Source organism: Planctomycetaceae bacterium, from assembly GCA_039680605.1.
Lineage (GTDB): Bacteria > Planctomycetota > Phycisphaerae > SM23-33 > SM23-33 > JAJFUU01.
Window position 1 is genome coordinate 107,800 of sequence record JBDKTA010000009.1, and the last position, 25,463, is coordinate 133,262.

A 25,463-nucleotide genomic window follows, 5' to 3' on the forward strand; every position below is an offset into this window, starting at 1 on the left:
GGGACATTCGCAAGGATGTTGAGAACCAACGCAAACACTGAGTCTCGTTTGGGCTGGCACAGCAGGCTTTCCTGGATACGCGCCGCATCATCGCACGTGACTTGGCCCACAGCGCAGGGGAAGCCAGGTATTACTGCATCGGGCGAGTTGGCCCGGGGATTCTGACCGTCCGGTTCACTTACCGTGGCGGAACCATCCGCCTGATTGGCGCGGGGTATTGGCGGAAAGGAAAGAAGTTATATGAAGAAGAAAATAAAATACACGGATGAACCTTTGGAGATGGAGAAGATCAAGGACTTCCTGCCTTCGCCCGACCAATTGGCTCTTAAAGAGCCGACAGTGAAGGTCACGCTAAGCCTCAGCCGCGGGACCGTGGAGTTCTTCAAGGCCCAGGCCCGCAGACGCGGCTCACCTTACCAGAAGATGATCCGCCGGCTTTTGGATGTCTACGCATCCCGTTTTCTTTAGATTCTTCTTCTGACTGAGGTGTGCCGTCTCGATGCTCTCGCAATGCATGGGCGGGACGCCCATGCCACACAACGAATAACGGGCGGCCGTTTTGCGACCGCCCGTTGGCATTGAGCTCTCTTCGTTGTATCCGATTACTTCTTGCGACGGCGAATCAAGGCCGCCACGCCGCCGATGACCAGCAGACTCATGGTCGCCGGCTCGGGGACTGGAACGGGATTGTAGAAAGCGATTCCCCAGACCTGCGACATGCTGTTGTCGCTGATAAAGAGCGTCTGCGTGAACGTGTCATCGGCGATGGACCATATCTCGTGTCCGCCGGCGGCAGGATTGACGGCGTAAAATGCCGTCGTACCGTCCAGCGCTGTCGAGACCGCGCCCCAATACGCCGCGCGGGAATCAATGACCAGATTGGCCGAGGCGCCGCCGACAATATTCATCGTCAGGGTCAAGCCCGACCCGCCCGTGCCCCCATCCGATCCACGAATATAGACCGCCCGCCCGACCGTGTAGGTCAGGTCCTGCTTGCCTTCGTAGTTGGCGATACCGTACGTGTGGTCATGCACGAACGTGCCGGTGGCGGTGTATTCTTTGAAGCGGTCGGCTCCGGAGACATCCACGTAGGCAATGACGTTGCCGTTGGCTTCCGGGGCGGCGGTCAGCGCCACGGCGGTATCGGGCGTGGTGGCGATCTGCGCGGCCGCACCCGCAGTGGAGCCGGAGATGTCCGTCGCGTAGATCGTGTTGCCGCTGGCGGTGAACAGGACCTTGTTGACGGTATCGACGGCCATGGCGTTGCGGCCGACGCTCGTGGCCATGCCGACATAGGCCTTGGTGATCAGGTTGTAGTACGCCACGCCGCTTGCGGTGTTGATGTACAGCAGGTCTCCCACCACGTCCATGTGTGTCGGGGAAGAAAGACCGTTGAGGGTCACGTCCGCAAAGAGCGTCTTGGCGCCGCCGGCGTTGTTGTACTGCCAGATCATGCCAGTGCCTTTGTCTCCCACGAACACATCCGCCTGGGCCAAGGTCGCCAGGCACAGAACCAGAATCAATCCCATGATTACGGAACACTTCTTCATCGCACTTCTCCTGACCACTGGGCCTTAGGATTCATGTGCCGTGAATATCCGCAACGTGCGGAAACATGTTTTTCAAGAACGACCACTCGCACGATCAACAAAAAGATGGATGCAACAAACGTCAATGGGCCGGGATTTGCCCGCCTCCGTCTCTGCTGGCCCGACCGCTCCTGAGGGAACGGCTTCTCCGGGGCTCATCAACGGGGCATCAGGCCCACGACAGATGCAAAATATACCTGAATCCGCCATAACTTCAAGTAAATTCAGGGACGACTACGCAATTACTCGGCAAAGCCGGGATGCAAAACGGGCGACCGTTTCCGGCCGCCCGTTTAAGACTGCACTTACGAACCGTTGTGCTTCGATTACTTTCTGCGACGGCGAATCAAGGCCGCCACGCCGCCGATGACCAGCAGACTCATCGTCGCCGGCTCGGGGATAGCGCCCAACTGCTCGAGGAAGATGCCCTTTTCGCCGTTGTAAACCTGATGCAGTTGGAAGTTCACTCCACTGACGGTGAAGGTGGTATCCCAACTGACGCCGTAAGCGTTGATGTCACCGAGCGCGCCGGTCGTGACGCCGTCGGTCAGGTCTCCGCTACCGACAAGCTGGACGATCGCAAAGACCTGCCCGCCTTCCACGGGCGTATAGCCGTCCAGCGACAGCAGGAAATCGACCGGGATGACATCGTCCTCGGGGTTTGGGTAGCCCAGGGTATAGGTCTGCTCCGCCGGCGATTCCAACTTGAGATTGCCTGAAACCTTGACCGTGTTGAACAATCCGCCGTCGTTAGAGGCATCCAGGATCACTTCCAAGTCTGCCGCATCGGATTTGCCCAGCGGGTCAAAGGCCGGATAAGCCTGAGCATTGTTGAATGAAATGCTTCCCATGTTGATGTCAGAGGCGGCATCATAGCCCTTGATCTTAAGGAAGCCGCCGCCGATGCCACTGCCGCCACCTCCGGCTGCATAGTCGCCACTCACCGTGACCTTAGCATTGCCTTCAATGAAGATTCCGGTGTTGCCCACGCCCCAGACGTCACCAGGGGAAACACAATAGTTAGAAGAGGTATTCGTGTTTGCCCAAGCGCCGATCGTGAACTGCCCGCCATCGTACACATGCACCGTCCCGGTGGCGGTGTAGCTGTTGGTGGGATAAAAATACAGGTAGCTGGTGACACCATAGTTGGTCATCGTCGGCGTCCCTGCGACATATCTGTTGTACTGCTCAAGGGAATTGTTACTCACTCCATTTGCAGTGCTGCCGCCGCTGATGGTGAGGTTGCCTGAGCCATGTACGCGAATGTCCGCGTAGGCGTCGATCTCAGTTCCTCCATACGTGAATGAAACAGTCGAAGTGACGTCAACAGGCACCGCAGTCTCAATCACATAGCGCTGGCTGGTTACATCGGAGAAACTGGCAGGGTGCCCGAACCCATAGCTATTTGGGTCCAGTACTGGGTCCCCAAGATAGGGATAGGAGGACGACCTGGACCACCGCCAGTTCGTCGGGTCGGTTATGTCAGACGATGTCTCTCCAGTCCACTGCCACCAGTCAAAAGCCCCAGCCATTGCCGGCGAAGCCAGCGCCAAGCCGGCCAGCACAACCAACACGAGAACTCTCTTTTGCATGTGATCTCTCCTTCTCAAGCCTTCGACTGCTAATGGTCTTTCTGCTCGCTACACCGCAAGCACGAAAAATCGCCATCATTCCTTCAGAATCTGCTCTGCTAATGCCTTGATGTTCGCATCACACTGCGGCAGCTTCGGTAAAACCTGGAGAATCGGACATCGATACAGCCTTCCAGCAATCTGAAAACGTGTTGCGGCCTCAATAATACCACATGCGACTGTTTCAACAAGACAATTCCGGGTCTCTTGGTACTTATTTTTGTATCGGACATGCCTCCTCGCACCCACGGCCGACGTGAAACCTAGCACCGGCCGATTCGCGAATATTGCACATTACCTTATGCTGAAACAAGGCTTGCGCTTACAGCCGGATTAGAGCACCGGACCCTCATCGCTAAGAAGTGGCCGTCTCTGCCATTACATGGGCAAGATGCCCATGCTACTCCTGCCCGTCCCAGCAGTACGTGCAGAGCTTTTCCTTGGGCAGGCCGATGGCGGCTACGAGGTCTTCCAGGCGCTGGTACTTGAGCGTCGTCAGGTTCAGTTCCTTGCGGATGACCTCGACCATGGCCTTGTAGCACGTGTCGTTGCCGCGGGCGGTTTTGGGGTCTTTGCAGGCCCCGCCGATCTGGTCCAGCGCCCGGCGGCCGGCGAGGTCCATCTCGCTGCGGCTGCGCGAGAAGTTCAGGAACTTGCAGCCGTACACCAGCGGCGGGCAGGCGGGGCGCATGTGTACTTCCTTGGCCCCGGCTTCGTAAAGCATCCGCACGGTGTCCTTGAGCTGCGTGCCGCGGACGATCGAGTCTTCGCAGAACAGCAGCCGCCTGCCTTTGATGAGCTCCTTGACAGGAATGAGCTTCATGCGGGCCACCAGGTCGCGCATGGTCTGGTTCTGCGGCATGAAGCTTCGCGGCCACGTGGGCGTGTACTTGACGAACGGGCGGCGATACGGCACGCCGGCGGCAGTGGCGTATCCGATGGCATGTCCGGTTCCCGAATCCGGAATGCCGGCGACGACATCGACCTTGACATTGTCGTTGCGCGCCAGAGCTTCGCCGCAGCGGTTGCGGCAGTCTTCGGTGTTGATGCCCTCGTAGGTCGAGGCGGGATAGCCGTAGTACACCCACAGGAACGAGCATATCTGCATCCGACTTCCGGGCTTCTTCATCTGCTGGGCGCCGTCGGGCGTCAGCAGCGCGATCTCGCCGGGGCCCAGGTCGCGCTGGTACTCAAAGCCCAGGTTCGCGAAGGCGCAGGTCTCGATTGTGGCGGCCATCGCGCCGTCGCGGCGGCCCAGGATGATCGGCGTGCGCCCGAGCTTGTCGCGCGAGGCATAGATGCCCTCTGCCGTCAGCAGCAGCACCGAGCAGGAGCCTTCGATCTGTTCCTGGGCGTTGGCCAGGCCGTCGGTAAAATTGGCCTCCTGGTTGATCAGCGTGGCGACCAGTTCGGTGGGGTTGACCTCGTTGTTGGCCATCTCAGAGAAGTGCGTGGTGCGTTTGCTGAAGGCCTTGGCGGCCAGTTGCTCGGCGTTGGTGATCTTTCCGACGGTGACGATGGCGTAGGTGCCCAGGTGCGAGAAGACGATGACGGGCTGGTCTTCGTGGTCGCTGATGGCGCCGATGCCCAGGATGCCTTTGAGCTTGTGGACGTCGTCCTCGAACTTCGAGCGGAACTGGGCATTCTCGATGTTGTGGATGTATCGCTGAATGCCGCTGCCGTTGAGAACGGCCAGCCCGCCGCGTTTGGTGCCCAGGTGGGAATGGTAATCAGTGCCGTAGAAGAGGTCGCTGACGCAGTTCTCGCGCGAAGCGACGCCAAAAAAGCCGCCCATGCCAGCCATCCTTTCGTTTTGTGCATCTGCCTGTGGAGACTCTTACCGGATGGAGGGGCGTTTGTCCAGCGGTGCAAGAAGATTACCACAGAGGCACAGAGAGCCCTGAGGTGAAAGAACGTTCCGGGAGAAAAGTTGGGACGCTTACCACTTTCGATACATCCAGAATGTTAACGGCCTCTGCAGGGTAATCGTCTTAAGACTCGGCAATCTCGCCTTCGGGACCAGAAAGTGGTAAGCGTCCCAACTTTTTCCTACTCGTACGTGCGGCCTTCTTTGCCGTCGAGTTGTTTCTGGCGGGCCATGGCCATCAGCTTGTTGCCCCATCGGGTGGGGTATTTGCCGGTGACGCATCCGGTGCAGAGCGAGTCAGGGGGAACCTGGATACAGCCGGCCAGCGCCGGGACGGGCAGGTATTTCAGCGAGTCGATGCCCAGGGCCTTGGCCATGCCCGCCAGCACTTTGGGCGTGGGCGTTCCGTTGTACTTCTTGCCGACCAGGTGGGCGGCGAAGAGTTCCTTGAGCGTCGACATGTCGATGCCGTAGAAGCACGGAGCGATAATCGGCGGGCAGGCCACGCGGACGTGGATTTCTTTGGCCCCGCCGCGCTCTCGCAACTGCTTGGCCAGCGCCGCCAGCGTCGTCGAGCGCACGATCGAGTCTTCAAGCAGGAAGACCTTCTTGCCGCCCAGCACGGCTGGCAAGGGCGTGTACTTATACCGGGCGCTGCTGGTGCGCGTGGCGCCGGGCTGGATGAACGTCCGTCCCACGTAGCGGTTGCGGATGAGCCCCTCGACGCAGGGGATCTTCATCGCAAAGGCAAACGCGTCGGCGGCCGCCTTGGCGGTATCGGGCACCGGCACGACGATGGAGTTCTCGTCGACGGGCTGGTCTTCCATCGCCGCCAAAGCCGCCCCGCTGCGGGCGCGGGCCAGGTACACGCTCGAGTCGTCCATCGTGCTGCCGACGCTGGAGAAGTACACCCACTCGAAGAAGCACCGGGCGACCTTCTTGCGCTTGGCATAGCGATGCACCCGCATGCGGCCGTTCTCGATGATCACGATCTGGCCGGGCTCGAGGTGCTTGATGTCGGTGAAGCCCAGGTTCGACAGGGCGACCGACTCGCTGGCGGCCGCGAACAGCCGCCCCTTGACGCCGTAGCTCAGCGGTCGCAGGCCGACGGGGTCGCGGGCGACGAACATGCGCCCCATGGCGTCGAGGAAGGTGATGTTGTAAGCCCCGTCGAACTCGCGGGCCAGCAGGCGCATGACGTTGGCCAGGTCGGGGGCCTTATTGCCCCGCAAGGCGAACGAGAGCATGTGCATGATGATTTCGGTGTCGGTGTCGAGCGTGAAGTGGTAGTCGCGCTTGCTCAGCAGGCGGTTGCGGAGCACGGAGTAGTTCGCCAGGTTGCCGTTGAAGGCGAAGGTGAACCACTTCCACAGCCGCCCGTGATGCCGCTCGAACGGCTGGGCGTAACGCTCGTCGTCGAGCCCGCAGGTGGCGTATCGGGTGTGCCCGATAGCCGCCGGGCCGGCGTATTTTTCCAGGATGGCCGTGTGCTTGGCCGGGTGCGACATGCGGAAGACTTCGTTGACGGTGCCGATGTCCTTGAAGGTGTCGAGCACCTGCTTGCGGCAGGGATTATAGCTGGACAGGCCCGCGGCGAGCTGGCCGCGATTCTGGAGATTGAGCAGAACCTGCGGCATGAGGGCAACGACGTCGTCGCCGCGTTTCATATGCCCAGAGTTTTCGAGGTCGCAACGGGGCTTTCCCAGCCAATAGAGAGCCGCTACGCCACACTCTTCCTTGATTTCATCGAGCAAGGGAACCTTCCTGCCGCGCCTGCCCGCGCAGATCAGCCAACGCCCCGCATCATACACGATTTCATACGCCCGTCAACTCCCGCCCGTTCAGGGAACCCCTCGGGGCGGCATGACGACACGCGCAGCGCGTCGCCATGGCGGGCGCGTCAGGGACGGGGAGTGCGGGATTTACGGGATTGGGAAAAGATTAAGAGGATTAAGAAAGAGGCAAAGACGTTGCGATGCGTTCTGTCGTTTGTAAAAAAACGAAAATTCTTTACGCACTTCCGCGTCAAAGGGATACTGACGGACAGCAAGGATCCACTTGTCCTGTGGCAGAAAGGGGAACGTTATGTACAAAACGTTCATCGTGTCGGTGGTGCTGGCGGCCGCAATGGTCTGCGGCGGCTGCTCAAATTCCAAGGACTCGCAGGTGCAGGCTCTTTGGCGCGACAAACACATGCTCGCGCAGCAGAAGGATGAGATGGCCAGGCAGTTGTCGGAGGCGCAGGCTCTCGGGGCCGCCGCATTACAGCGGTCCGAGGCCGCGCGGCCCGCCGCCGCGGCCACCTTGGTGCCTTCGGCGGCTGCGGCGGCCCGGCCTGCGGCTGTCGATCCGCGCAGGATCATCTACAGTGCGCAGTTCGCCATCGTGGCGCCGGACGTTGCGGCCGCACTGAACAAGGCTAAATCGATGGCCGCCGCCTCGGGCGGGTATATGCAGCAGATGACCAGCGACACCATCGTCATGCGCATACCGGCCGATCGGTTTGACCCATTCATCTCTGAACTGGCGGCACTGGGAATCGTGACTCGCAAGAACATCGAGGCCGTCGACGTCACCGAACAGTATGCCGATTTGGAGCTGCGCCTGCGGTCGGCCAAGGCGATGCACGACAAGCTGATGGTTCTGCTGGACAAGGCCGCCGGCGTCAAAGACACGCTGGCCGTCGAGACCGAAATCGCCCGCGTTCGGGAGGAGGTCGAGCGGCTCGAAGGCCTGCTCAACCGCCTGCGCAACCAGGTGGCGTACTCGACGATTACCGTGAATTTCACTGCGGCCGCAGCCCCGCAGGCCCCTGGCGAACTGAAGATCAAACTCCCCTTCCCGTGGCTGGACAGCCTGGGCCTGGACCGGCTGCTCGAGAGCTAAGAAGAAGATTCGAAAGGATGACCTATGTCGCAGATGAAGACGTTGGCATTGCTGGCAACGGCGGCTGTACTTTCCGGGTGCCTGGGCGCGACGACGATCGAGGTGCCCGGCGATTTTGTGCCTGTCGAGCGCTGCGAGCCTTACACCATCAAGGCCGTCTCGGCTGACGGGGTCGTGCTGGCCCAGCGGACCGAGGATAATCCCAAGAACGGGACACTGGAGTTCTGGGCGGCGGCCATCGGCAACCAGTTGTTCGCCCGCGAAGGATACAAACTCGCCAGCAATGTCGAGGCCACCAGCGAGTCGGGCATCCCCGGGCGGCTGATGACTTATGACGCCCTCCGCAGCGGCGCGTCCTTCAAGTACCTTCTGGCCGTGTTCGTCAAGGGCGGCAAGGTGATCGTCGTCGAGGCCGGCGGGCGGGCCGACTCTGTCAACAAACTTCTGCCCCAGATCCGCACAGCCATGATGACAGTCAAATAGCCGTTCTCAGCCCAATGCGACCATTGCCACGGCTGCCAGCACGATCATCAGCGCGGCCAACGGGAGGATGTCATTTCGATTGAGTCTCATGGCGATGTCTCCACAGGAGGGTTCGCACTATAGGACGCCGGAGGGCTCAAAATGTTCCCACCGGGTTTGTCTGGTTAAAACTTCCCCATTTATTTGCCTGCGCGGTACACTTTATTGCTCGATGGCGAGTCTGACGGCATGAGCGAAATAACCAAAGATTCCAAGCTGACCTTCGGTAAGCACCGCGGGCGAAAGCTCGGGCAGTGCCAGAGCGACTATCTCGAATGGATGGCCGCCAAGCTGCTCGACACCGACTTTCACGCCTGGGCCCTGGCGGCCAAGAAGATTCTTGAGTCCCGCAAGGCCGCCGGCGCCGCCGAGGTTAAACTGGCCAGCCTGGAAGAACAGGCCGACGCCCTGCTGCGGCGGGCGGGCTTCGACGCCAAGGGCCAAAAGGCCGACGGGTGGGAAGATGACCTGGAGGAAGAGGAAGAATGACGCGATCGGCACATAAGTCTGACGGACTTCTGGACGAGGTGACAGTCCTGTCGCACCGCTTCGGCGGCGACGAGTTTGTCAAGGGCGGCGGGGGCAACTGCTCCGGCAAAGACGCTCACACGCTCTGGATTAAACCCTCGGGCCTGGCGTTGAGCGACCTCAAGCCCGCCGACCTGGTCGCCCTCGACCGAGCGAAGCTGGCCAAACTCTACTCCGCCAAGGCGCCGCGCAACGCCACGGCCCGCGAAGCGCTGGTCAAGGAGATCATGCTCGACGCCGTCGCCCCAGGCTCGAGCGGGCGCCCCAGCGTTGAGAGCCCGCTGCACGATTCGTTCCACGCCACCTTCGTCCTGCACCTGCACCCCCCGCTCGTCGGAGGCATGGTCTGCGCCGCCGACGGAAAGGCCGCCTGCCAGGAACTCTTCCCCAACGCCCTCTGGATGGACTACACCGACCCGGGCTTCACCCTCTGCATGAGCATCAGACACGCCGTGGCCGACTACACCAAAGCGCACGGCCGCCAGCCCAGCCTCGTCTTCCACGCCAACCACGGGCTGTTCGTGGCCGCCAACTCCTCCGAAAAGGTCAGCACGCTCTGTCACGAAGTGCTCGACGTGCTTCGAGGCCGCTACCGCCAGGCGGGCGTTTCGATGGAGCTTGGATTTGGCGAGCCAGCGCCCCAGGCCGACATCGACAAGGCTATCGCGCAGATGTCCGAGGTGCTCGGGCCCCAGGCCGAGCACGTCTGCGTCGAGGCGCCGTTCGCGGTGGCCCAGGGCCCGCTGACGCCCGACCACATCGTGTACATGAAGTCGCACACGCTGACGGCCCAGCCGACGCCGGCGGCAATCGCCCGCTTCGTCAAGGCCCACGGCTACATGCCGCGCGTGATCCGTTGCCCGGCCGGCGTCTTCGCCATCGGCACCAGCCCCCGAAACGCCCAACTGGCCATGGACCTCGCTCAGGACGGCGCCCTGGTAGAGCAGCTCACTGCCGCCTTCGGCGGCGTGCAGTACATGACGGCCGCCGCGCAGGACTTCATCGACAACTGGGAAGTGGAAGCCTACCGCCGGCAAGTCAGTTCGTAGCACAGGCGTCTCGCCCGTGAGTAGCATGGCCGTCTCTTGGGCAAGATGCCCATGCTTCTTTTGAGAGTGTCGCGGACGTCCCGTCCGCGCGTACGCGAGGGCGTCTCGCCCTCGCTTTGCCCTATTCCCGCGCCGGTGCCGTGGCGGGAGGGCTTTAGCCCAACAGCCACGACAGGGCAGCAGCGCCGCAAGTTCAGGAATCGTGGCTCTCCGGGGCTTCGCCCCCGCGCGCCACGGCACCCTGTCGTCCCGCCGCACACAGCACCAACTCCCGCAACGACGACGGTTCATCCAGGAAGTCGATCTCGACAGCCAACTGCCATAGCTGCAACACCTGCGTCAAACCGGCGAGTTTGATGTGGTCTTTCTGAGTGGTGATAGCGGCCTCGGCGCTGGCAGCGGTCGCACGCGCGGCGATGGCGCCCGCCAAGGCGGCGTCGTAGTGGGCGTGATCGTCCAGCGCCTCGCGGCCGACCAGTTGCGTGCCGGCGCGTTGGAGCGTGTTGAAGAAGCTTTCCGGATTGCCGATCCCGCAGAAGGCGTAGAGCTTTCTGCCGGCCAGAGTCGCCAGCTCCTGCCGCACGCCCCGCGGGTCGATGACATGCGAAGGTCTATGCCTCGCCGCCAGCACAGGGGCGGCTGTCCATTTTGAGGGAAGATCGCGAAGCTCGTTCAGCCGCTCGGCGGTCACTTCGTCGGCGCGCGTGATAATGACGGCCGCCGCATCAGCCAGTGCCGTCGGCGGCTCGCGCAGCAGCCCGCGCGGCAGACAGCGTCCGTAGCCCAGCGGGCAGGTTGCGTCGATGAGCACGATGTCCAGGTCGCGACGCAGGCGCAAGTGCTGGAATCCGTCGTCCATGACGACCACGTCGGCGCCGCCCGCGCGGGCCTGTGCCGCGCCGGCGACGCGGTCGGCGTTAACGATCACCTTGACCCCGCAGAGCGATTCCAGAAGCGCCGCCTCGTCCGAGACGCCCGCTTGCGCCTTGTACCCGCGCGTGAGGATGGCGGGGTTTCGCCCCGCGGCCTGAAGCTGTCGGACGATCCACGCGACCATCGGGGTCTTGCCCGCCCCGCCGGTAGTGAGGTTGCCCACGCAGATGACCGGCACGCCGGCCTGGCGCGACGCGAAGACGCCGCGATGATATGCCCATCGCCGCACGCGCATGGCCGCCGCATACGGCAAAGCCGACAGCGACAGCACCCCCCGCAGCGCAGCAGCGCCAACCCCGCCCCGCCGCCCGCTCAGAATGTCATGCACCGCCCGCTCATCCATGCCTGATATCGTAAATCGGGTGGCATGGCGACACCAGTTTTATCGGGGTCGCCATGGTTACGCCGCCCGATGTGCCCCATGGCGACCCGCTTCGCGTGTCGCCATGCCACCCTTCCCATCCTCTTAATCCTCTCAATCCCATAATCCCGCACTCCCCATCCCCGGAACTTTCGTGGTATCATGCGGCGACCTTAAAGGAGAACCGGCGATGAAAGAAGGCCCCCATGCCGAGCGGAGCGTTCAGCGGCTGAGCGAAGACGCACTCAACGAGTGGCTGTCGTGGGAGTACGGCATGTTCATCCACTACGGGATGAACACCTACAGCAAGGGCCGCGGCGGCGAGGCCGACCTGTACCAGCCCATCGAGAACTACCGCCCGACGAAGCTCGACGTCGATCAGTGGGTCGCCGTCGCTCGCGACGCGGGCATGAAGTACGCCATCCTCACGACCAAGCATGGCACGGGCTTTTGCCTCTGGCCCACCAAGCACAGCGACTACAACGTCGCCAACAGCCCCTGCAAGAGCGACGTCGTCGAGCTGTTCGTCAACGCCTGCCGCAAGTACTGCGTCAAACCCGCCTTTTACCACTGCGGCGGCGACCATAACTTCGGCCTCACCGGCGGAGAGGTCGTCAAAGGCCGCAAGTACGAACACTTCGAGTACGTCAGCGAGCACGTCAAGGAACTGCTAACCTGGTACGGGCCTATCGCCGAGATGTGGTTCGACGGGCCAGGGCAGTACGGCCTCGAGGGGCGAAAGAAACTCTACTCCCTCGTGACGGGCCTGCAGCCGCAGATCGTGGTGGCCAACAACGGCGCCTTCGACAACAACGGCCACAAGTCGGTGGTCAAGCCCGAGACGTGGCCGACGGATGTGAACGTAATCGAGGCAGGGGTGCCGCCGTTCTGGCCGATCGACCGGTTCGACATCGGCGAAGACGTCACCGGAAAGCCGGGCCCGGCGGAAGAATACTACCTGCCCATCGAAGTGGTCACGTGCATGGACAACATGGCCGACCGCTGGTGGTTCGGCGGCGACCACGCCGTCGTCCGCAGCCAGAACGAACTGCTGGCCATCCGCCTGCTGTGCAAGCTGCGCGGGGCCAACTGCGTACTGAACGTCCCCCCCACGCCCGAGGGGCGGCTGAGGCAGGACTACGTCGACGCGCTGCTGGAACTGCCCAAGACCTGGGCGAAGGTCACCGCCTGACCGGGCCGACCGCCCTACTTTGCCGCGTCGAAGGCCGGACCGTCCAGCGTCAGCTCGATCACCGTGTCGACGGGCTTTTGATCTTCCTTGGCCAGCGCCACCGTCACGCCCGAGGCCGTCTGCTCGACGCTCACCTTGCCGCCGGTCAGGGCTGAGGAAGCGACCACCTTGTGCGCCAGCGGTCCCAGGGCGATCTTGCCGTCCTCGGGCCACTTCTGCACGTGAAGGTAGATCGTCTTGTCGCGGCAGGTCGCGGCGCCCCAGGGGCCGGGGCGGTACGGCCCGCCGCGCGTGCCATAGATGCTCTTGCCGTACTGCCCGAGCCACCGGCCCACCTGGCGCAGCACCTGCACCTCTGCGTCGACGATGTGCCCATCCGGGTGCGGGCCGACGTTGAGCAGCAAGTTGCCGTCCGAGCCCGCGCAGTGGATCAGCAGGTTCATCACGGCCTCGAAGCTCAGCGGCTTGGCGTCGGGTTTCCACGACCACCCCGCCCCGATGGGCACGCAGCTTTCCCAGGGGCGCCGGCGATCGAACGCCCCGACCTTGTACTCGGCGCTGGAGAAGTCGCCGGGCAGGCCGCAGCGGTCGTTGATCAGGCACGCCGGCTGCAGTTCGTAGATACGGTTGAACAGGTTCTTCGCGTCCCAGTATTTCGCCGGGAACGGCCCTTTGGCGTCGAACCAGATCACCCCGACGGGCCCGTACTTGGTGCAGAGTTCCTCGATCTGCTTGCGGATCTTGACCGCCAGGGCGCCGTAATTCTGGTTCTCGAAGTCGCCGTCGTGCCAGTCGCGCTGCGAGAAGTACCAGCCGAGCATGAGGCCCTTTTTTGCCGCGGCGGCGGCGAGTTCCTTGGCCACGTCGCGCCCCAGCGGGCAGTCCTTGGAGGTGACCTTGTAGTCGGTGATCGCCGTGTCCCAGTTGCAGAACCCGTCGTGGTGCTTGGTGACGAAGACCATGTACCTGGCGCCCGAGTCGGCGATGATGCCAGCCCATTCGTCGGCGTTGAATTTCTCGGCGGAGAACTTCTTGTAGAGGTTGTCGTACTCAGCCGCGGGAATGTTGCCGCGTTTGCCGCGCTTTCGTGACCAGCTTATCTCCTGGCCGGAGATGACGCCCGGGCCCCAGTGGATGAAGATGCCGAACTTCATGTCGCGCCATCGCTGGAGCGCCTCGGCGGTGTTCTTTGCCGGCGGAATTACCAGCGGCGCCGCCGGCTGCGTGGCAGGGGCTTTATTGTCCTGGGTGTGACCAGCCGCGGCCAGGCCCAGGGCGAGGCTCATGATCGTCAGCAGCAATTTTGTCGGCATAGCGGAGTTCTCCTGCACGTTAAACAGCGGTTCGAAGTTCGAAGGTCGACGTTCGAAGGAAGGACCGAAAGGACTGCAGGGACTGCAAGGACGGCAAGGACGGGTGGCATGGCGACACCGGTTTTATCGGGGGGCGCAGTCAAGCCATCTCCATCAGACCGCAGACCCGGTGGCTTGTCCATGGCGACCCGCTGCGCGTGTCGCCATGCCACCCGTCTCTTTGTCCTCTTAATCCTCTTAATCCTTAAATCCCGCACTCCCGGTCCCTGACCTCGCCCGGCGGTTGAGCCCGGCGACGATGGCTCGGACGGCGGCCTGGTCGATGTTCGTGTCGCTTCCGACACCGAAGACGATCTGGTCGCCGTTGAACCGCAGCGGCACGTAGGCCACGGCCCGGGCGTCTTCGCCTTTGCCGACGGCCTGTTCCTGGTAGTCGTCGACGGCGAAGGGTTCGGCCCCGAGCTGGTGCATCGCGTGGCAGAACGCCGAGACGGGCCCGTTGCCCTCGGCTACGACGCTCTTTTCCTGACCGTCCACGCGGAGGCGCACCTCGCCGTGGATATGCGTGGGGTTGTTCTCATCCGGTCGCGGCCAATACCCGACCAGCTCATAAGGTCCGCGCGGGTTTATAAACTCGTCGACGAACGCCTGGTAGACTTCGGCGCTGGAGACCTCGCGCCCGACGCGGTCGGAAAGCTGCTGCACGGCCGAGCCGATCTGCGGGTGCATGGTCTTGGGCGGCTGGAGACCGTAATCCTGTTCGAGCACCCAGACCACGCCGCCCTTGCCGGACTGGGAGTTGATGCGGATCAGGTCCTCGTACTGCCTGCCGAGGTCGCAGGGGTCCACGTGCAGGTACGGCACCTTCCAGGCGGCGCCGAATTTCGCGGGGGCTTCGTCGAGTTTTCGCATGCCCTTGCGGATGGCGTCCTGGTGGCTGCCGGAAAAGGCGGTGAAGACATACTGACCGGCGTACGGCTGGCGGTAGTAGACCTCCATGCCGGTCAGGCGGTGGACGCTCTGGGCGATCTGGGGCAGGTTCGAGAAGTCCAGCCCGGTCTCGATCCCGCGCGAGAAGAGGTTGTTGGCGACGGTGACGATATCGACATTGCCGGTGCGTTCGCCGTGGCCGAACAGCGTGCCCTCGACGCGCTGCCCGCCGGCCAGCAGCGACAGTTCCGTCGCGGCAACGGCCATCCCCTGGTCGTTGTGCGCGTGCAGCGAGATCAGCACGTCGTCCGGTCGCGAGAAGCGGCGGCAGAACAGCTCGATCATGTCGGCGTACTGGTTGGGCGGGCGGCGCTCGACGGTGGCGGGCAGGTTCAGGATGAGCGGTTTGTCGGGCGTGGCGCGCCCCCAGGTGGCCAGGACCGCTTCGCACAGGTCGAGCACGAACTCGAAGTCGGCGTCGGTGAACTCCTCGGGCGAGAACTCCAGGCGGATGTCCGAGCCTTTCATCGCCGCCGCCGAGTCGCGCGACTGCGCGATGGCCTTGACGACCATGTCCATGGTTTTGGGATGGTCGAGGCCGAAGACCTGCTGCATGTGCAGTTCGCTGCAGGGGCAGTACAGGTGCATGATGGCCCGCGGCGCGCCGGCCAGCGACTGGAACGACCGCTCGATCAGGTGCCCGCGGCACTGGCAGAGCACCATCATGAACACGTCAGGCGGCAGGTGCCCCTGCTCGATGAGCACGCGCGTGAAATCGAAGTCGTCCTTGCTGGCCGAAGGGAACGAAACCTCAATGTGCTTGAACCCGATGGCGGTCAGCAGCTTGAAGTATTCGAGCTTCTGGGCGGGGTTGAGCGGGTTGGGCAGGGCCTGGTTTCCGTCGCGCAGGTCGACCGAGCACCAGATGGGCGCTGCCGACAGCGCGCGCGACGGCCATTGGCGGTCGGGCAGATCGATGCTCTTGGGATACGTGTACTTTGGCGTTGTCATGGTCCTGCTCCTGCACCTAAACAAAAAGCTCCGCAATCCTCAGGATCGCGGAGCTTGAAAAGGGACTTAAGCCCGCGGTCCGTCAGCGCAGCAACAAACCCAGAAGCAGCAGAGCGGGCAGGTTGTTGATGCGACGGACCATTATTATCTCACACTCACAGATATCATATCGGCCATCGCAGGCGGCGGTCAAGAGCAAGGCGGGAAGAAAAATGGATGGATGAATGGATGGATGGATGGACTAGTCACGGCGTCGCCGAAGGCGAAGCCGGAGGCCCGCCCGCCCGTCACTCAAACTGAATCGTCGGCCAGTCGCCATTGCAGGAGGCTTCGAAGCCCTTAGCCGGACCGAAGGGATAGAACGTCTTGAAGAACTTGGCGATGGGCGTCTTGCCGTTGGGGGCTGGCCAGTCCCCATCCTGCAGATCGTGACCGTTGTTGGTCAGGGCGACGGTGGGCGCCATCTCCCCGACGTGGCCATCCATGTAGACGGCGTTAGAGACGCCGCCATGGCGGAAGACCAGGCTGCCCATCCCGGTGTTGGCGGGCTTAACGATGGCCGTGGCGCAGTCGGCTTCATACGGGTTGTTCTGCCAGTCCGCCCAGGTCATCATGCGGTACGGGTTGCCCTTGAGCTCGCTGCGCAGCACCCAGAACGCCTGCGGTCCCAGGCTGGTCATGCGGGCACTGGCCGAGAGGGTGTTCTCGTTGCAGCCGATGCTCACCCGCAGGTTGTCGTACTGCGAGAAGGTTCCCAGCCGCCCCAGCGATTCTGTGGCCCCGTCGCCGGGGCAGCGCGACACCTGCTCGGGCAGCTTGGTGTCGCCCAGCCAGTACCGCGGGATGCCCATCGTCGCGTCGAGGTGCTTGTACGAGTCCAGCATCAGGTCGTTGTGCTCGCGGGTGAAGCTTTGGCTGGCCTGCTCGTAGCCGCGCAGCAGCGGCTTGCAGGCGGTCTTGCGGGCATTGCTCAGGGCGTTGCTGATGACCGGCACGAGGATGCTCGCCAGCACCGAGATGATCGCCACGACCACCAGCAGTTCGATAAGCGTGAACGCGCTGCGGTTCCGTCTGTTCGGCATCTTCAGTTTCCCCAGTTACGGTTGCGTCGGGGCCTTGAGGGCCTCTTCCAGCGCGAGCATCGCGAAGGAGGTGGCCAACACGGGATGGCCTTCCCACCAGCGGTCGGAGTTATTGACCCAGCTTCCATCCTTGCGCACGCGCTGGGCCAGGTGGTCGATCAGTTCGTGCCGCCAGTTGTGCCCGGCCCCTTCCGGGTCGGTGATGACGTCCTGGCCCCAGGCCCGCAACGCCTTGGCGAAGACGTGGTAGTAGTAATACAGCCCCGCCTGCGACTGCGCCTGGGGCATGTTGGGGTTGGCGTCCAGCCGCCAGTACTTGCGGATCCAGTCGAAGGCCGCCCGCACCCGCGGGTCGTCGCGCTTCACGCCGGCATAGAGGAACGACTTGAAACCGGTATACGTCATCGTGCCGTAGCTGCGGGCGCCCTGGGCGTCCTTGGGGAACCGGTAGACGAACCCCCCGTCGTTGGAGCCCTGCGACGCCCAGTCCATCCTGTTGGTCTCGGTGTTGTTCTGCAGGCGGCTGATGAAGGCCATCGCCTGCTGCATCGCCGGGTCGTCGGCCGGCACGCCCGCCTCGTGAAGGGCTTCCATCCACATCCCCACCACGCTCAGGTCGCCCGAGGCCGCCCCCTTGGCGTACCCCAGCCCCCCCACGTTCGGGTCGTCCGCGGCGATGGCTTTACCGTCAGTCGACTCGGCGCCGGCCACGATCTGCAGGCTCTTGAGGTAGGCCGTCAAATCCTTCACGTGGGAGGCGTACTCGGGACTTTTCGCCGCCGCCAGCGCCATCAGCGCCACGGCGGAGGTGTAGCTCGATCCGCCTTCCTCAGCGACATACACTCCCCCGTCAGACTGCTTGAATGTCAGCAAAACCTCGTAGGCGCGTTTCACCGCCGGATGTTCCACGCCATAGCCCGGATGCTGCACCAGGGCCTTGAGCACCATCGCCGTGATCGGCGGAGCCGCGGTGCTGCGCCCGGTCGACCAACTCCCGTCGCCCTGGCGCTGGCGGAGCAGGTACATCGCGCCGGCGTCGAGCAACGCCTGGGCCTTGGCGCGGTGGGCGGCGTCCAAGGCCGACTCGGGCAGGTTCGCCACGCCGCGCCACGCCGCGCCCGCCGGCGCCGGCTGCGACGCGCTTGTCCGAGCGGGCGCGGTGGCCGCGGAACTCTTGCCCGACTTGGCGCTGCTGCACCCGGTCATGCTCACGCTCAAGGCCGCCAGCAGCAACGCCGCCGCCACGCCCGACCGCCGGTTCGAGATGCTGTCAGTGATTGTCATCAGTTCATGCTCCTTCCTTCCTGCAGCAGCCTCAGGGGCTGTCGGCAGGCAGCGTTGATCGCCGGCCACACGCCGGCGATCAGGCAAAGCGCGATCGTGGCGCCGATGCCGTAAAGCAACATATCCCAGGGAATCACAAACGTGGCGTGTACACCCCACATCTCCTTGCTGGAGGCGATGCCCGTCCACGAAATCAAAGTCCCAAACAGCAGGCTGGCCACCGTGGCCACCAGGGCGATCAGCACGCCCTCGGCCAGGATCAGCCTCAGCAGTTGCCATCGCGTCATTCCGATTCCGCGCAGGATTCCGATCTCCCAGTTGCGCACGCGCACCGACGTCATCATCGTCCCTACCACCGCCAGCGCCGACAGACCCAGCGCCATCAGCGGATAGGTCGTGAGGCTGTCGAGGATCCCGCCGGCGCGGTTCATCAGGGCGCTGGTGACGGCGTGCATATCTGTCACCGTGACCGAAGCGGCGCTGTCAATCATCAACCGCGGTGGGCCGCTCATGCCGCCGCGCCGGCCCCGTCCGCCCCCGCCCCGCCCGGCCATACCGCCCATCCCGCTTCCACCCCCACCCGGGCCGCCGCCCATCATCCCCCCGTTTGTGCCGCCGCCCCTGTTGGCCGGTCGCGATGACGGCAGGACCACTCTGGCGTTGGGATCGGCGATCCGCACGATCGGCAGTTCCAGATCCAGCGGGCTTCTGCCGTCTTCCATCTTCAGCCAGAAGTTCTTGTACGCCGCGCCGGGATACGCCGCCGCCGCCGTGGCCGTCGGAACAATCACCAGCCCGCCGACGCGACCCATCGAACGCATCTGCGAAAACTTCGTCAGCCACTGCCAACCGGGAATTTCGATCACCCCTGCGATGGTGTATTTCAGTCGCGCCGTCGCCCCGCCCATTGAATCCATCTCGATCGTCTGGCCGACGTCGTACTTCTCCGGGGCGCGGTTGTAGAAGCTATCGGTGAGCAGACACGCGTCGCCCTGCTCCAGCCGGGCGAAGGCCTCCTTCGCCCTGCCACGTACGAAATTGGCCTGCATCATCCCATCGCGCTCGTCGAGCAGCTTATGGACATCGCAGCCGAGGTAGATCACCGTCCGGGCGAAGACACCCTTGATGACCTCGTCGGCCTTCATCACGTGCTCGGGCAAGTCCGTCACGTCCGGATGCTGCATGATCATCGCCACCACTTTCCCCGACGCCACGCCCGGCAGTTTTTCCACGGCCGCCAGCGACTCCTCCGCAATCCCGTCGGGCTGCACGGTGATCACGGCGTCGGGGCTGCGGGCGCTGAGCACGAAGGGCCTGAGCATCGACTGCCCCCAGATCTGCACCGTGACGTACAGCCCCAGGCCCACCATCAGGGCCGTCGCGCACCCGACGGTGCGCCACAGCCCCGCGCTGAGCTGCCGCGCCAGCAGGCGGTGATTCAGCCCCAGCGGCAAGGCCGCCGCCCGGGACAATACCCGCTCGCACAGCGCGATCGTAAAGGGCAGCAGCAAGGCAAAACCCGTGATCGCTGCCAGGCAACTGATCGGCAGGGCGATCGGGGCGCGCCACGTCTCAGGGACGATCTCCGTCAGCGTCACCACCGGATTGACCGCGACCAGCGCCAGCCCCACCGGGACCAGCCACGCCGGAACGCCCGCCGACTGCAGCAGCGGCGAAATGCTCATGCTCTCCAGCGGTTTGCGACGCGAGGCAAATATCGCCGGAACGATCGGCGCAGCCGCCGTGGCGCCATAGGCCGTCAGCGCCCCCAGCGCCGCCCAGAGCCCGACGTGCAGCGGTACGTCCTGCCCCGCCAGCGAGGGGATCTGCGAGACGCTCCATTTCATCACGAAAATGCCTGTCAACAATCCCAGCAGGTATCCTGCCGTCGCCACCACCAGTGCCTCGGCGGCGATCAGCCCCACCACCCCGCCGCGCGTCATCCCCACCGCCCGCATCATCGCCAACTGCCGCGAGCGCTCCTGCAGCCCGATATTGAGCGTGCTGAATATCACGAACATCGCCGCCAGAATCGCCAGGTTCATCCCCGCGTTGCGCAGCAGCGGGAAGAATCCCGCGCCCGACCGCTGCGCCATGCCCCCCATGCGCGCCGCTTCGCTCTGAAAGTCGCTGTTGGTCTGGACGTCGATAGGTTGCTGGAGCCTGTGGGCGGCCGTCACCAACTCGTCCAGGAACCGCTCCTGAGAGACGCCATTCTTGAGCTTGAGCAATGCGCGATTGGTGGCCGGCGGCGCCCCGGTCAACCGCTGGAAGGCGTCATTGGAAACGTACATCGCCGCCAGGGTGCGGTTCTGCACCGGCAGCTTGATGACCCCGCCGATACGCACCTTCTGCCGGCCGGCGGTGGTGGTAATCTGAAACGCCGTGCCCAGGGTGCCGGCAGGAGGCTCGGGGGTTCGGCCAAATGGAGAGCCCCTTGCGGGAGTCGGCGGCGCTGCCGGCTGGGTCGTGGCCACGACCGCCAGACGTGACGCCATCGTATAATCGATCACGACCTCGTTCGCATCCGCGTCGCTGACCCACTTGCCCCGCTCCAGCGGGAAAGGCGGCTCCGGGTCGCCCGAGGCCAGCAGAGGCCACGTCATCCCCATCCTTGCCATGGGATTCATCGGCATTGCGCTGGCACTGGCGCCTAAAGCCATGGTGTCGACGCTAGCCTGGCAATACTCCCGCATGCTCTCGACGCTGCGGTGATCGCGCAGCCACGTCAGCAGTTCGGACTTGATCGGGTGTCGGGGCGCCTGAGGGCCCATGCGCATCCGATCCGCCTGCATCTGCGCCCGCGCGGCGCCATAGAGGACCATGTCGAAGGACCCCAGGGCGTGGGCGGAACGCCCAGCGGCCATCTGCGCCTGGGCCATCGTAATGTCCTGTCCGCCGACGAAGACTACCACCATCGCCACCGACGTCACCAGCGCCCCCAGCGCCAGCAGCGTCCGCAGCCAATGCCGGCAATACTGCGCCCACAGCAGTTTGACCGTCAAACGCATGCCGGGGCCTCCTGGCGGTCGAGGATGTCCTGGAACCGCGTCCCAAGGTCCCGCGCCGACTTGAACTGCGACGGCAGCAGGGTTTCGACCACGCGCCCGTCCTTGAGCACTATCACGCGGTCGGCCCACATGGCCACTCCCGGATCGTGCGTCACCGTCACGATCGTGCGAGATTGCTCCTTGCACAGGCGGTGCATCAGTTCGCAGAGATTGCGGCCGCTGGCGCAGTCAAGGTTGCCCGAAGGCTCGTCGGCGAGGATGACGGTCGGGTTGGTAATCATCGCCCGCCCGATCGCCACGCGCTGCTGCTCGCCGCCGGAGAGCTGGTCGGGACGGTGGCGGCGGCGGTCCTTGAGGCCCAGCGTTTCCAGAAGAAACTCGACCTTCTGACGGTCGCCGCTTTGCCCTCGCTCCAGCAGCAGCGGCAGGCGGAGGTTGTCTTCGACGCTGAGCGTGGGAACCAGGTTGAACGCCTGGAACACCATGCCAATGCGCCTTCGTCGCAGCAGCGTCAGCGCGCGGTCCTTCAGGGTCGAAAGGTCCTTGCCGCCGATAAGGACCCGCCCCGCCGTAGGCGCAGCCAGCCCGGCGGTCAGGTGCAGCAGCGTGCTCTTGCCCGAGCCGCTGGGCCCGATCACGGCCAAGTGCTCTCCGCTGTCCACTTCGAGGTTGATATCGCGCAGCGCGTGAACCTCGTTAGGGCCGTGGCCGAAAGACATCGAAAGATCGCTAACCTCAACGGGCGGCAGGCTGGGGGGCGGAGTCGGCATGACGAGCTCCTGAATGTAGAGACTTCATGCCGGACTCACTGCAATAAGCGCGCCAAGTGAAGCGTACCCCGAATATCGTCGCCGGCGAGATCGCAGACACCGCAAAGACATGATGCGGGATCATTCGTTATCGCCGATCGGAGCGAGATTCACCAGGCTCTTGGCGGTGTGCATAAACCATGTGCGGCCGCGACAAATAATGTGCAGCCCCTGACGTTGAGAGGCAATGACCACGGGTCGCTGCAGGGCCATTGCCCCGTCCCTCCAGCGGCCCGTGCGATGCGCACCGGCAGGGCGCGTGAATCTTCAGGGTGTGGGAGCGGCGGCCTTGATCGACTCGATCAACTGTTCGATCGGGTAAGGCCGCACCAGCCACTGGCCGTTGTCGGTCAGGGCCAGCGCCGCGACCTGGCTGCGGCGGCTCTCGCTTGCGACGACGATGATGCGGACCTGCAGCCCGGAGTTTCGCCGTGCGTCACGGCAGAGCACGGGCGCCTGGGCGGCGACCGTGTCCAGATCTATCACCAGCACGTCGGGGCGCAGGCGGTGCGTGAGCAGACCGGCCTCGAAGGCCCCGCAGGTGAGGTGTACTTCAAAACTCTCATCGTCGCCGAGGCGATCCTTCATCTGTTCCAGCCCGTCGGCGCCGACGGCAAGGACGCGGCAGGGACCGCGGCGCAGTTCCGTCAGCGGCAAGCCGTACTCGTGCATGAAGCGGATGAGGTTCTCCATCGGGATGCGGCGCTCGCGGCTGAGCGGGATGCGAAATCCGCGCAGTTTTCCGGTGTCGAACCACTTGCTGACCGTCCGCGGCGCCACGTGGCAGATGCGCGCCACGTCGCCTGTCGTTAACAGGTGTTTTTCCCTCAGTTCCGGCATGGTGACCTCCATGTCATGTATCGTCACGCCGGAGGGTCAGCTTGATTAGCCAGGAAATCGAAAAACCGACGACGAGGACGAGGACGAGGACGACAAAACCAAAGAACGCTCTCGACGGGTTGTTTCCCAGACCGAACAACCGCGCGGGGCAAGCCCCGCCGCTAAAACCACATTTTCGTCCTCGTCGTCGTCCTCGTCCTCGTCGTCGGTTGTTTCTTTCCTGCCCGCAAGCATCGTCGATTGTTTCTTTCTTTCCCGCAAGCATCGTCGATTGTCTCTTTTCTTCCCCCCGCAATGGCGTGTAAAGTGTGACGGTGGACCTTCTGAGCAATCTCAACGACGCCCAGTTTCAGGCTGTCACGCACGTGGACGGGCCGCTGCTGGTGCTGGCCGGCGCGGGCTCGGGCAAGACGCGCGTTATCACGCACCGCGTGGCGTATATCATCGACCAGGGCGTCGATCCGCGCAGCGTGCTGGCGATCACCTTCACCAATAAGGCCGCCGGCGAGATGCGCGACCGCGTGGCCGCCCTGGGCGTGCCCTACGGGGCGACGGTCTCGACGTTCCATGCCCTCTGCGCGCGGCTGCTGCGGGAGTTCGCCGCCTACGCCGGCGTCAGCAACAACTACACCATCTACGACCGCGACGACCAGCTCCGCATCGTCAAGCAGGCGATGGAAAAGGCCTCCTGCGACGTCGAACGCTATACGCCGGGCGCCATCCACTCCGTCATCTCCAACGCCAAGAACGCCCTGCAGGCCCCGTCGGTCGTCGCGGCGGAGGCCGGAGCCAACCGCTTCCGAAAAGCGGCTGCCGACGTGTACGCCCAGTACGAATCGCTGCTGGCTGAGAACAATGCCCTGGACTTCGACGACCTGCTGATGCGGATGGCCTTCGTCCTGCGGGACAACCCCCAGGTGCGACAGACCCTCTCCGACCGCTACCGCTACGTCCTCATTGACGAGTACCAGGACACCAACCACGCGCAGTACCTGCTGGCCGACGCCATCGCCAAGCCCCACGGAAACATCTGCGTCACCGGCGACCCCGACCAGAGCATCTACGCCTGGCGCGGCGCCGACATCAACAATATCCTCGAGTTCGAGCGAGACTACCCCCAGGCCCTGGTCGTGCGCCTGGAAGAGAACTATCGCTCGACCGCCCCGATCCTGGCGGCGGCCTCGCGGCTGATCGCCCACAACCACCAGCGCAAAAAGAAAGAGCTCTTCACCCGCCGCGGCGGCGGGGCCGACGTACACGTGCTCTCGACCGATGATGAGCACGCCGAGGCGCGCGAGATCGTCAAGCGCGTCCGCGGCGCCATCGACGCCGGACGCAGCGGCGGCGACATCGCCGTCTTCTACCGCGTCAACAGCCTCTCGCGCGTGCTCGAAGATGCGATGATGAAGGCCGCAGTCCCCTACCGCGTCGCTCGCGGCGTGGAGTTCTACAACCGCAAGGAAATCAAGGACGTGCTGGCGTACCTGCGCCTGCTGGTCAATCCCGCTGACGACCTCTCCTGCCTGCGCGTCATCAATATCCCCGCCCGGCGCATCGGCACAACGACCATCGACCGGCTGGCGGAGATGGCCGCGACCAGGAACCTCTCGCTCATCGACGCCTGCCGTCTGGCCGACCAGGCGGGCTTGCAGCAACCCACGGCCGCTCGCGTGCGGGCCTTCGCGGCGCTGATCGACGAGTTGACGGCGGCTATCGACCAACCCGTCGCCGACGTGGTGCGCGATGTCATCACCCGCAGCGGCCTGGAGGCGATGTTGCACGAAGGGCAGGAAGAAACCGCCCAGGCCCGCTCCAACGTGGGCGAGTTGATCAGCGCTGCGGCCGAGTTCGACTCTGTCAGCGAAGGCGGCGGCCTGTCGGACTATCTGCACCAGGTGGCGTTGGTCAGCGACGTAGACCGCCTGGACGAATCGGGCGGGGCTGTCACGCTGATGACGCTGCACGCGGCCAAGGGGCTGGAGTTTCCGGTGGTCTTTATCGCCGGCTGCGAGGAGGGCCTGCTGCCCTTCCAGCGGATGGAGAAGGTTGCGGGGATGGGGATGGAGTCGGCCCTGAACGTGGTGGACCTGGAGGAGGAGCGGCGGCTGGCGTTTGTGGGGATGACGCGGGCGAAGGAGGAGTTGTATCTCAGCCACGCGGTGCAGCGCATGGTGCGGGGCATGACCTCGCGCCAAGTGCCCTCGCCGTTCCTGGGCGAGCTGTCCGGCCCCAGCGTGACGCATGATGACCTCACGACCCCGCCGGACCTGCAGCCGCGGCGCCCGTCGCGCGGCGGGTATTATGATGATGTCGAGAACCGCCGGCGCATCGAGGCCTTCAGCGACGATCAGGACAGCCGGGGGTATGAAGAAGACGCCGATGAGACAGGCCACGGCGAAGGCTTTCCGCCCGAGTACGAGTTCCTCCAGAGCGGCAGTCTGGTGCGGCATCCCAAGTTCGGCGTCGGGCGAGTGGTGCAGATCAAGCAGCCTTGGCCCGAGACGCGAGCGATCATCGACTTCCAGACGTTCGGCCGCAAAACCATCGTCCTCCGCGTGGTGCCGCTGAAGGTGCTGTAACGACGGGATATATTTACCGCAGAGGTCGCTGAGGTCGCAGAGAAAG

Annotated in this window: 20 protein-coding genes; 8 read left to right on the top strand and 12 right to left on the bottom strand. The window is 63.9% G+C overall.

The window, feature by feature from the left end; all coding sequences use genetic code 11:
* Nucleotides 1-101: 101 nt before the first annotated feature.
* Together ABFD92_03130 and ABFD92_03135 are read left to right on the top strand one after the other, a co-directional pair.
* A complete protein-coding gene (locus ABFD92_03130; GenBank protein ID MEN6503509.1) occupies nt 102-269 on the top strand; it encodes a BrnT family toxin in 168 nt (55 codons plus the stop codon).
* Complete coding sequence (locus tag ABFD92_03135) at nt 241-468, top strand: CopG family transcriptional regulator (GenBank protein MEN6503510.1); 228 nt, start codon at nt 241-243, stop codon at nt 466-468. Before ABFD92_03130 ends, ABFD92_03135 begins: the two co-directional genes overlap by 29 nt.
* Nucleotides 469-602: 134 nt before the next feature.
* On the opposite strand, the gene ABFD92_03140 is transcribed toward ABFD92_03135, so the two are convergent.
* The 4 genes from ABFD92_03140 to ABFD92_03155 all read right to left on the bottom strand — a co-directional run bounded on the left by ABFD92_03140 (nt 603) and on the right by ABFD92_03155 (nt 6,754).
* On the bottom strand, nt 603-1,550 hold the full coding sequence (locus tag ABFD92_03140; GenBank protein ID MEN6503511.1) for a PEP-CTERM sorting domain-containing protein: 948 nt from the start codon (nt 1,548-1,550) through the stop codon (nt 603-605).
* Between the two features lie 365 nt (nt 1,551-1,915).
* Nucleotides 1,916-3,181, bottom strand: coding sequence for a PEP-CTERM sorting domain-containing protein (locus tag ABFD92_03145; protein ID MEN6503512.1), 1,266 nt, complete (start codon nt 3,179-3,181; stop codon nt 1,916-1,918).
* Nucleotides 3,182-3,620: 439 nt separating this feature from the next.
* Nucleotides 3,621-5,015: an amidophosphoribosyltransferase gene (locus ABFD92_03150; GenBank protein ID MEN6503513.1), complete on the bottom strand. Its 1,395-nt coding sequence runs from the start codon at nt 5,013-5,015 to the stop codon at nt 3,621-3,623.
* 254 nt (nt 5,016-5,269) lie between these two features.
* Entirely contained in the window at nt 5,270-6,754 is a 1,485-nt protein-coding gene (locus tag ABFD92_03155; GenBank protein MEN6503514.1) for an amidophosphoribosyltransferase, read from the bottom strand.
* 418 nt (nt 6,755-7,172) lie between these two features.
* Between ABFD92_03155 and ABFD92_03160 the strand changes: the two genes are divergently transcribed.
* The 4 genes from ABFD92_03160 (at nt 7,173) to ABFD92_03175 (ending at nt 10,072) form a co-directional block, all read left to right on the top strand.
* Nucleotides 7,173-7,973 carry a DUF4349 domain-containing protein gene (locus ABFD92_03160; protein MEN6503515.1) on the top strand — a complete coding sequence of 267 codons (801 nt, stop codon included), beginning with the start codon at nt 7,173-7,175 and terminating at the stop codon, nt 7,971-7,973.
* 24 nt (nt 7,974-7,997) lie between these two features.
* Nucleotides 7,998-8,456, top strand: a complete 459-nt coding sequence (locus ABFD92_03165; protein MEN6503516.1) for a hypothetical protein — start codon at nt 7,998-8,000, stop codon at nt 8,454-8,456.
* A gap of 228 nt (nt 8,457-8,684) precedes the next feature.
* A complete protein-coding gene (locus ABFD92_03170) occupies nt 8,685-8,984 on the top strand; it encodes a hypothetical protein (protein MEN6503517.1) in 300 nt (99 codons plus the stop codon).
* Nucleotides 8,981-10,072 carry a class II aldolase/adducin family protein gene (locus ABFD92_03175; GenBank protein ID MEN6503518.1) on the top strand — a complete coding sequence of 364 codons (1,092 nt, stop codon included), beginning with the start codon at nt 8,981-8,983 and terminating at the stop codon, nt 10,070-10,072. The genes ABFD92_03170 and ABFD92_03175 overlap by 4 nt, the downstream gene beginning before the upstream one ends.
* 193 nt (nt 10,073-10,265) lie before the next feature.
* Here the strand turns inward: ABFD92_03175 and lpxK are convergent, their stop codons facing one another.
* Nucleotides 10,266-11,348, bottom strand: coding sequence for a tetraacyldisaccharide 4'-kinase (gene lpxK / locus ABFD92_03180; protein MEN6503519.1), 1,083 nt, complete (start codon nt 11,346-11,348; stop codon nt 10,266-10,268).
* 208 nt (nt 11,349-11,556) lie between these two features.
* Between lpxK and ABFD92_03185 the strand changes: the two genes are divergently transcribed.
* Entirely contained in the window at nt 11,557-12,558 is a 1,002-nt protein-coding gene (locus tag ABFD92_03185) for an alpha-L-fucosidase (GenBank protein MEN6503520.1), read from the top strand.
* A 14-nt stretch (nt 12,559-12,572) separates the two neighbouring features.
* Here the strand turns inward: ABFD92_03185 and ABFD92_03190 are convergent, their stop codons facing one another.
* From ABFD92_03190 to ABFD92_03220, 7 genes are all read right to left on the bottom strand, one after another.
* The gene (locus tag ABFD92_03190; protein MEN6503521.1) at nt 12,573-13,871 is read right to left on the bottom strand and encodes an alpha-L-fucosidase; all 1,299 of its coding nucleotides are present in this window, start codon (nt 13,869-13,871) and stop codon (nt 12,573-12,575) included.
* Between the two features lie 237 nt (nt 13,872-14,108).
* Entirely contained in the window at nt 14,109-15,812 is a 1,704-nt protein-coding gene (locus ABFD92_03195) for a 2-isopropylmalate synthase (GenBank protein MEN6503522.1), read from the bottom strand.
* Nucleotides 15,813-16,099: 287 nt separating this feature from the next.
* Nucleotides 16,100-16,894, bottom strand: a complete 795-nt coding sequence (locus tag ABFD92_03200) for a type II secretion system protein (protein ID MEN6503523.1) — start codon at nt 16,892-16,894, stop codon at nt 16,100-16,102.
* A 15-nt stretch (nt 16,895-16,909) separates the two neighbouring features.
* A complete protein-coding gene (locus ABFD92_03205; protein ID MEN6503524.1) occupies nt 16,910-18,178 on the bottom strand; it encodes a prenyltransferase/squalene oxidase repeat-containing protein in 1,269 nt (422 codons plus the stop codon).
* The gene (locus ABFD92_03210) at nt 18,178-21,189 is read right to left on the bottom strand and encodes an ABC transporter permease (protein MEN6503525.1); all 3,012 of its coding nucleotides are present in this window, start codon (nt 21,187-21,189) and stop codon (nt 18,178-18,180) included. Before ABFD92_03210 ends, ABFD92_03205 begins: the two co-directional genes overlap by 1 nt.
* Nucleotides 21,180-21,959, bottom strand: coding sequence for an ABC transporter ATP-binding protein (locus ABFD92_03215; GenBank protein MEN6503526.1), 780 nt, complete (start codon nt 21,957-21,959; stop codon nt 21,180-21,182). Before ABFD92_03215 ends, ABFD92_03210 begins: the two co-directional genes overlap by 10 nt.
* Nucleotides 21,960-22,265: 306 nt before the next feature.
* A complete protein-coding gene (locus ABFD92_03220) occupies nt 22,266-22,838 on the bottom strand; it encodes a helix-turn-helix domain-containing protein (GenBank protein ID MEN6503527.1) in 573 nt (190 codons plus the stop codon).
* Between the two features lie 308 nt (nt 22,839-23,146).
* Here ABFD92_03220 and ABFD92_03225 point away from each other — a divergent pair, with 308 nt between their 5' ends.
* A complete protein-coding gene (locus ABFD92_03225; GenBank protein ID MEN6503528.1) occupies nt 23,147-25,417 on the top strand; it encodes a UvrD-helicase domain-containing protein in 2,271 nt (756 codons plus the stop codon).
* Nucleotides 25,418-25,463 lie beyond the last annotated feature (46 nt).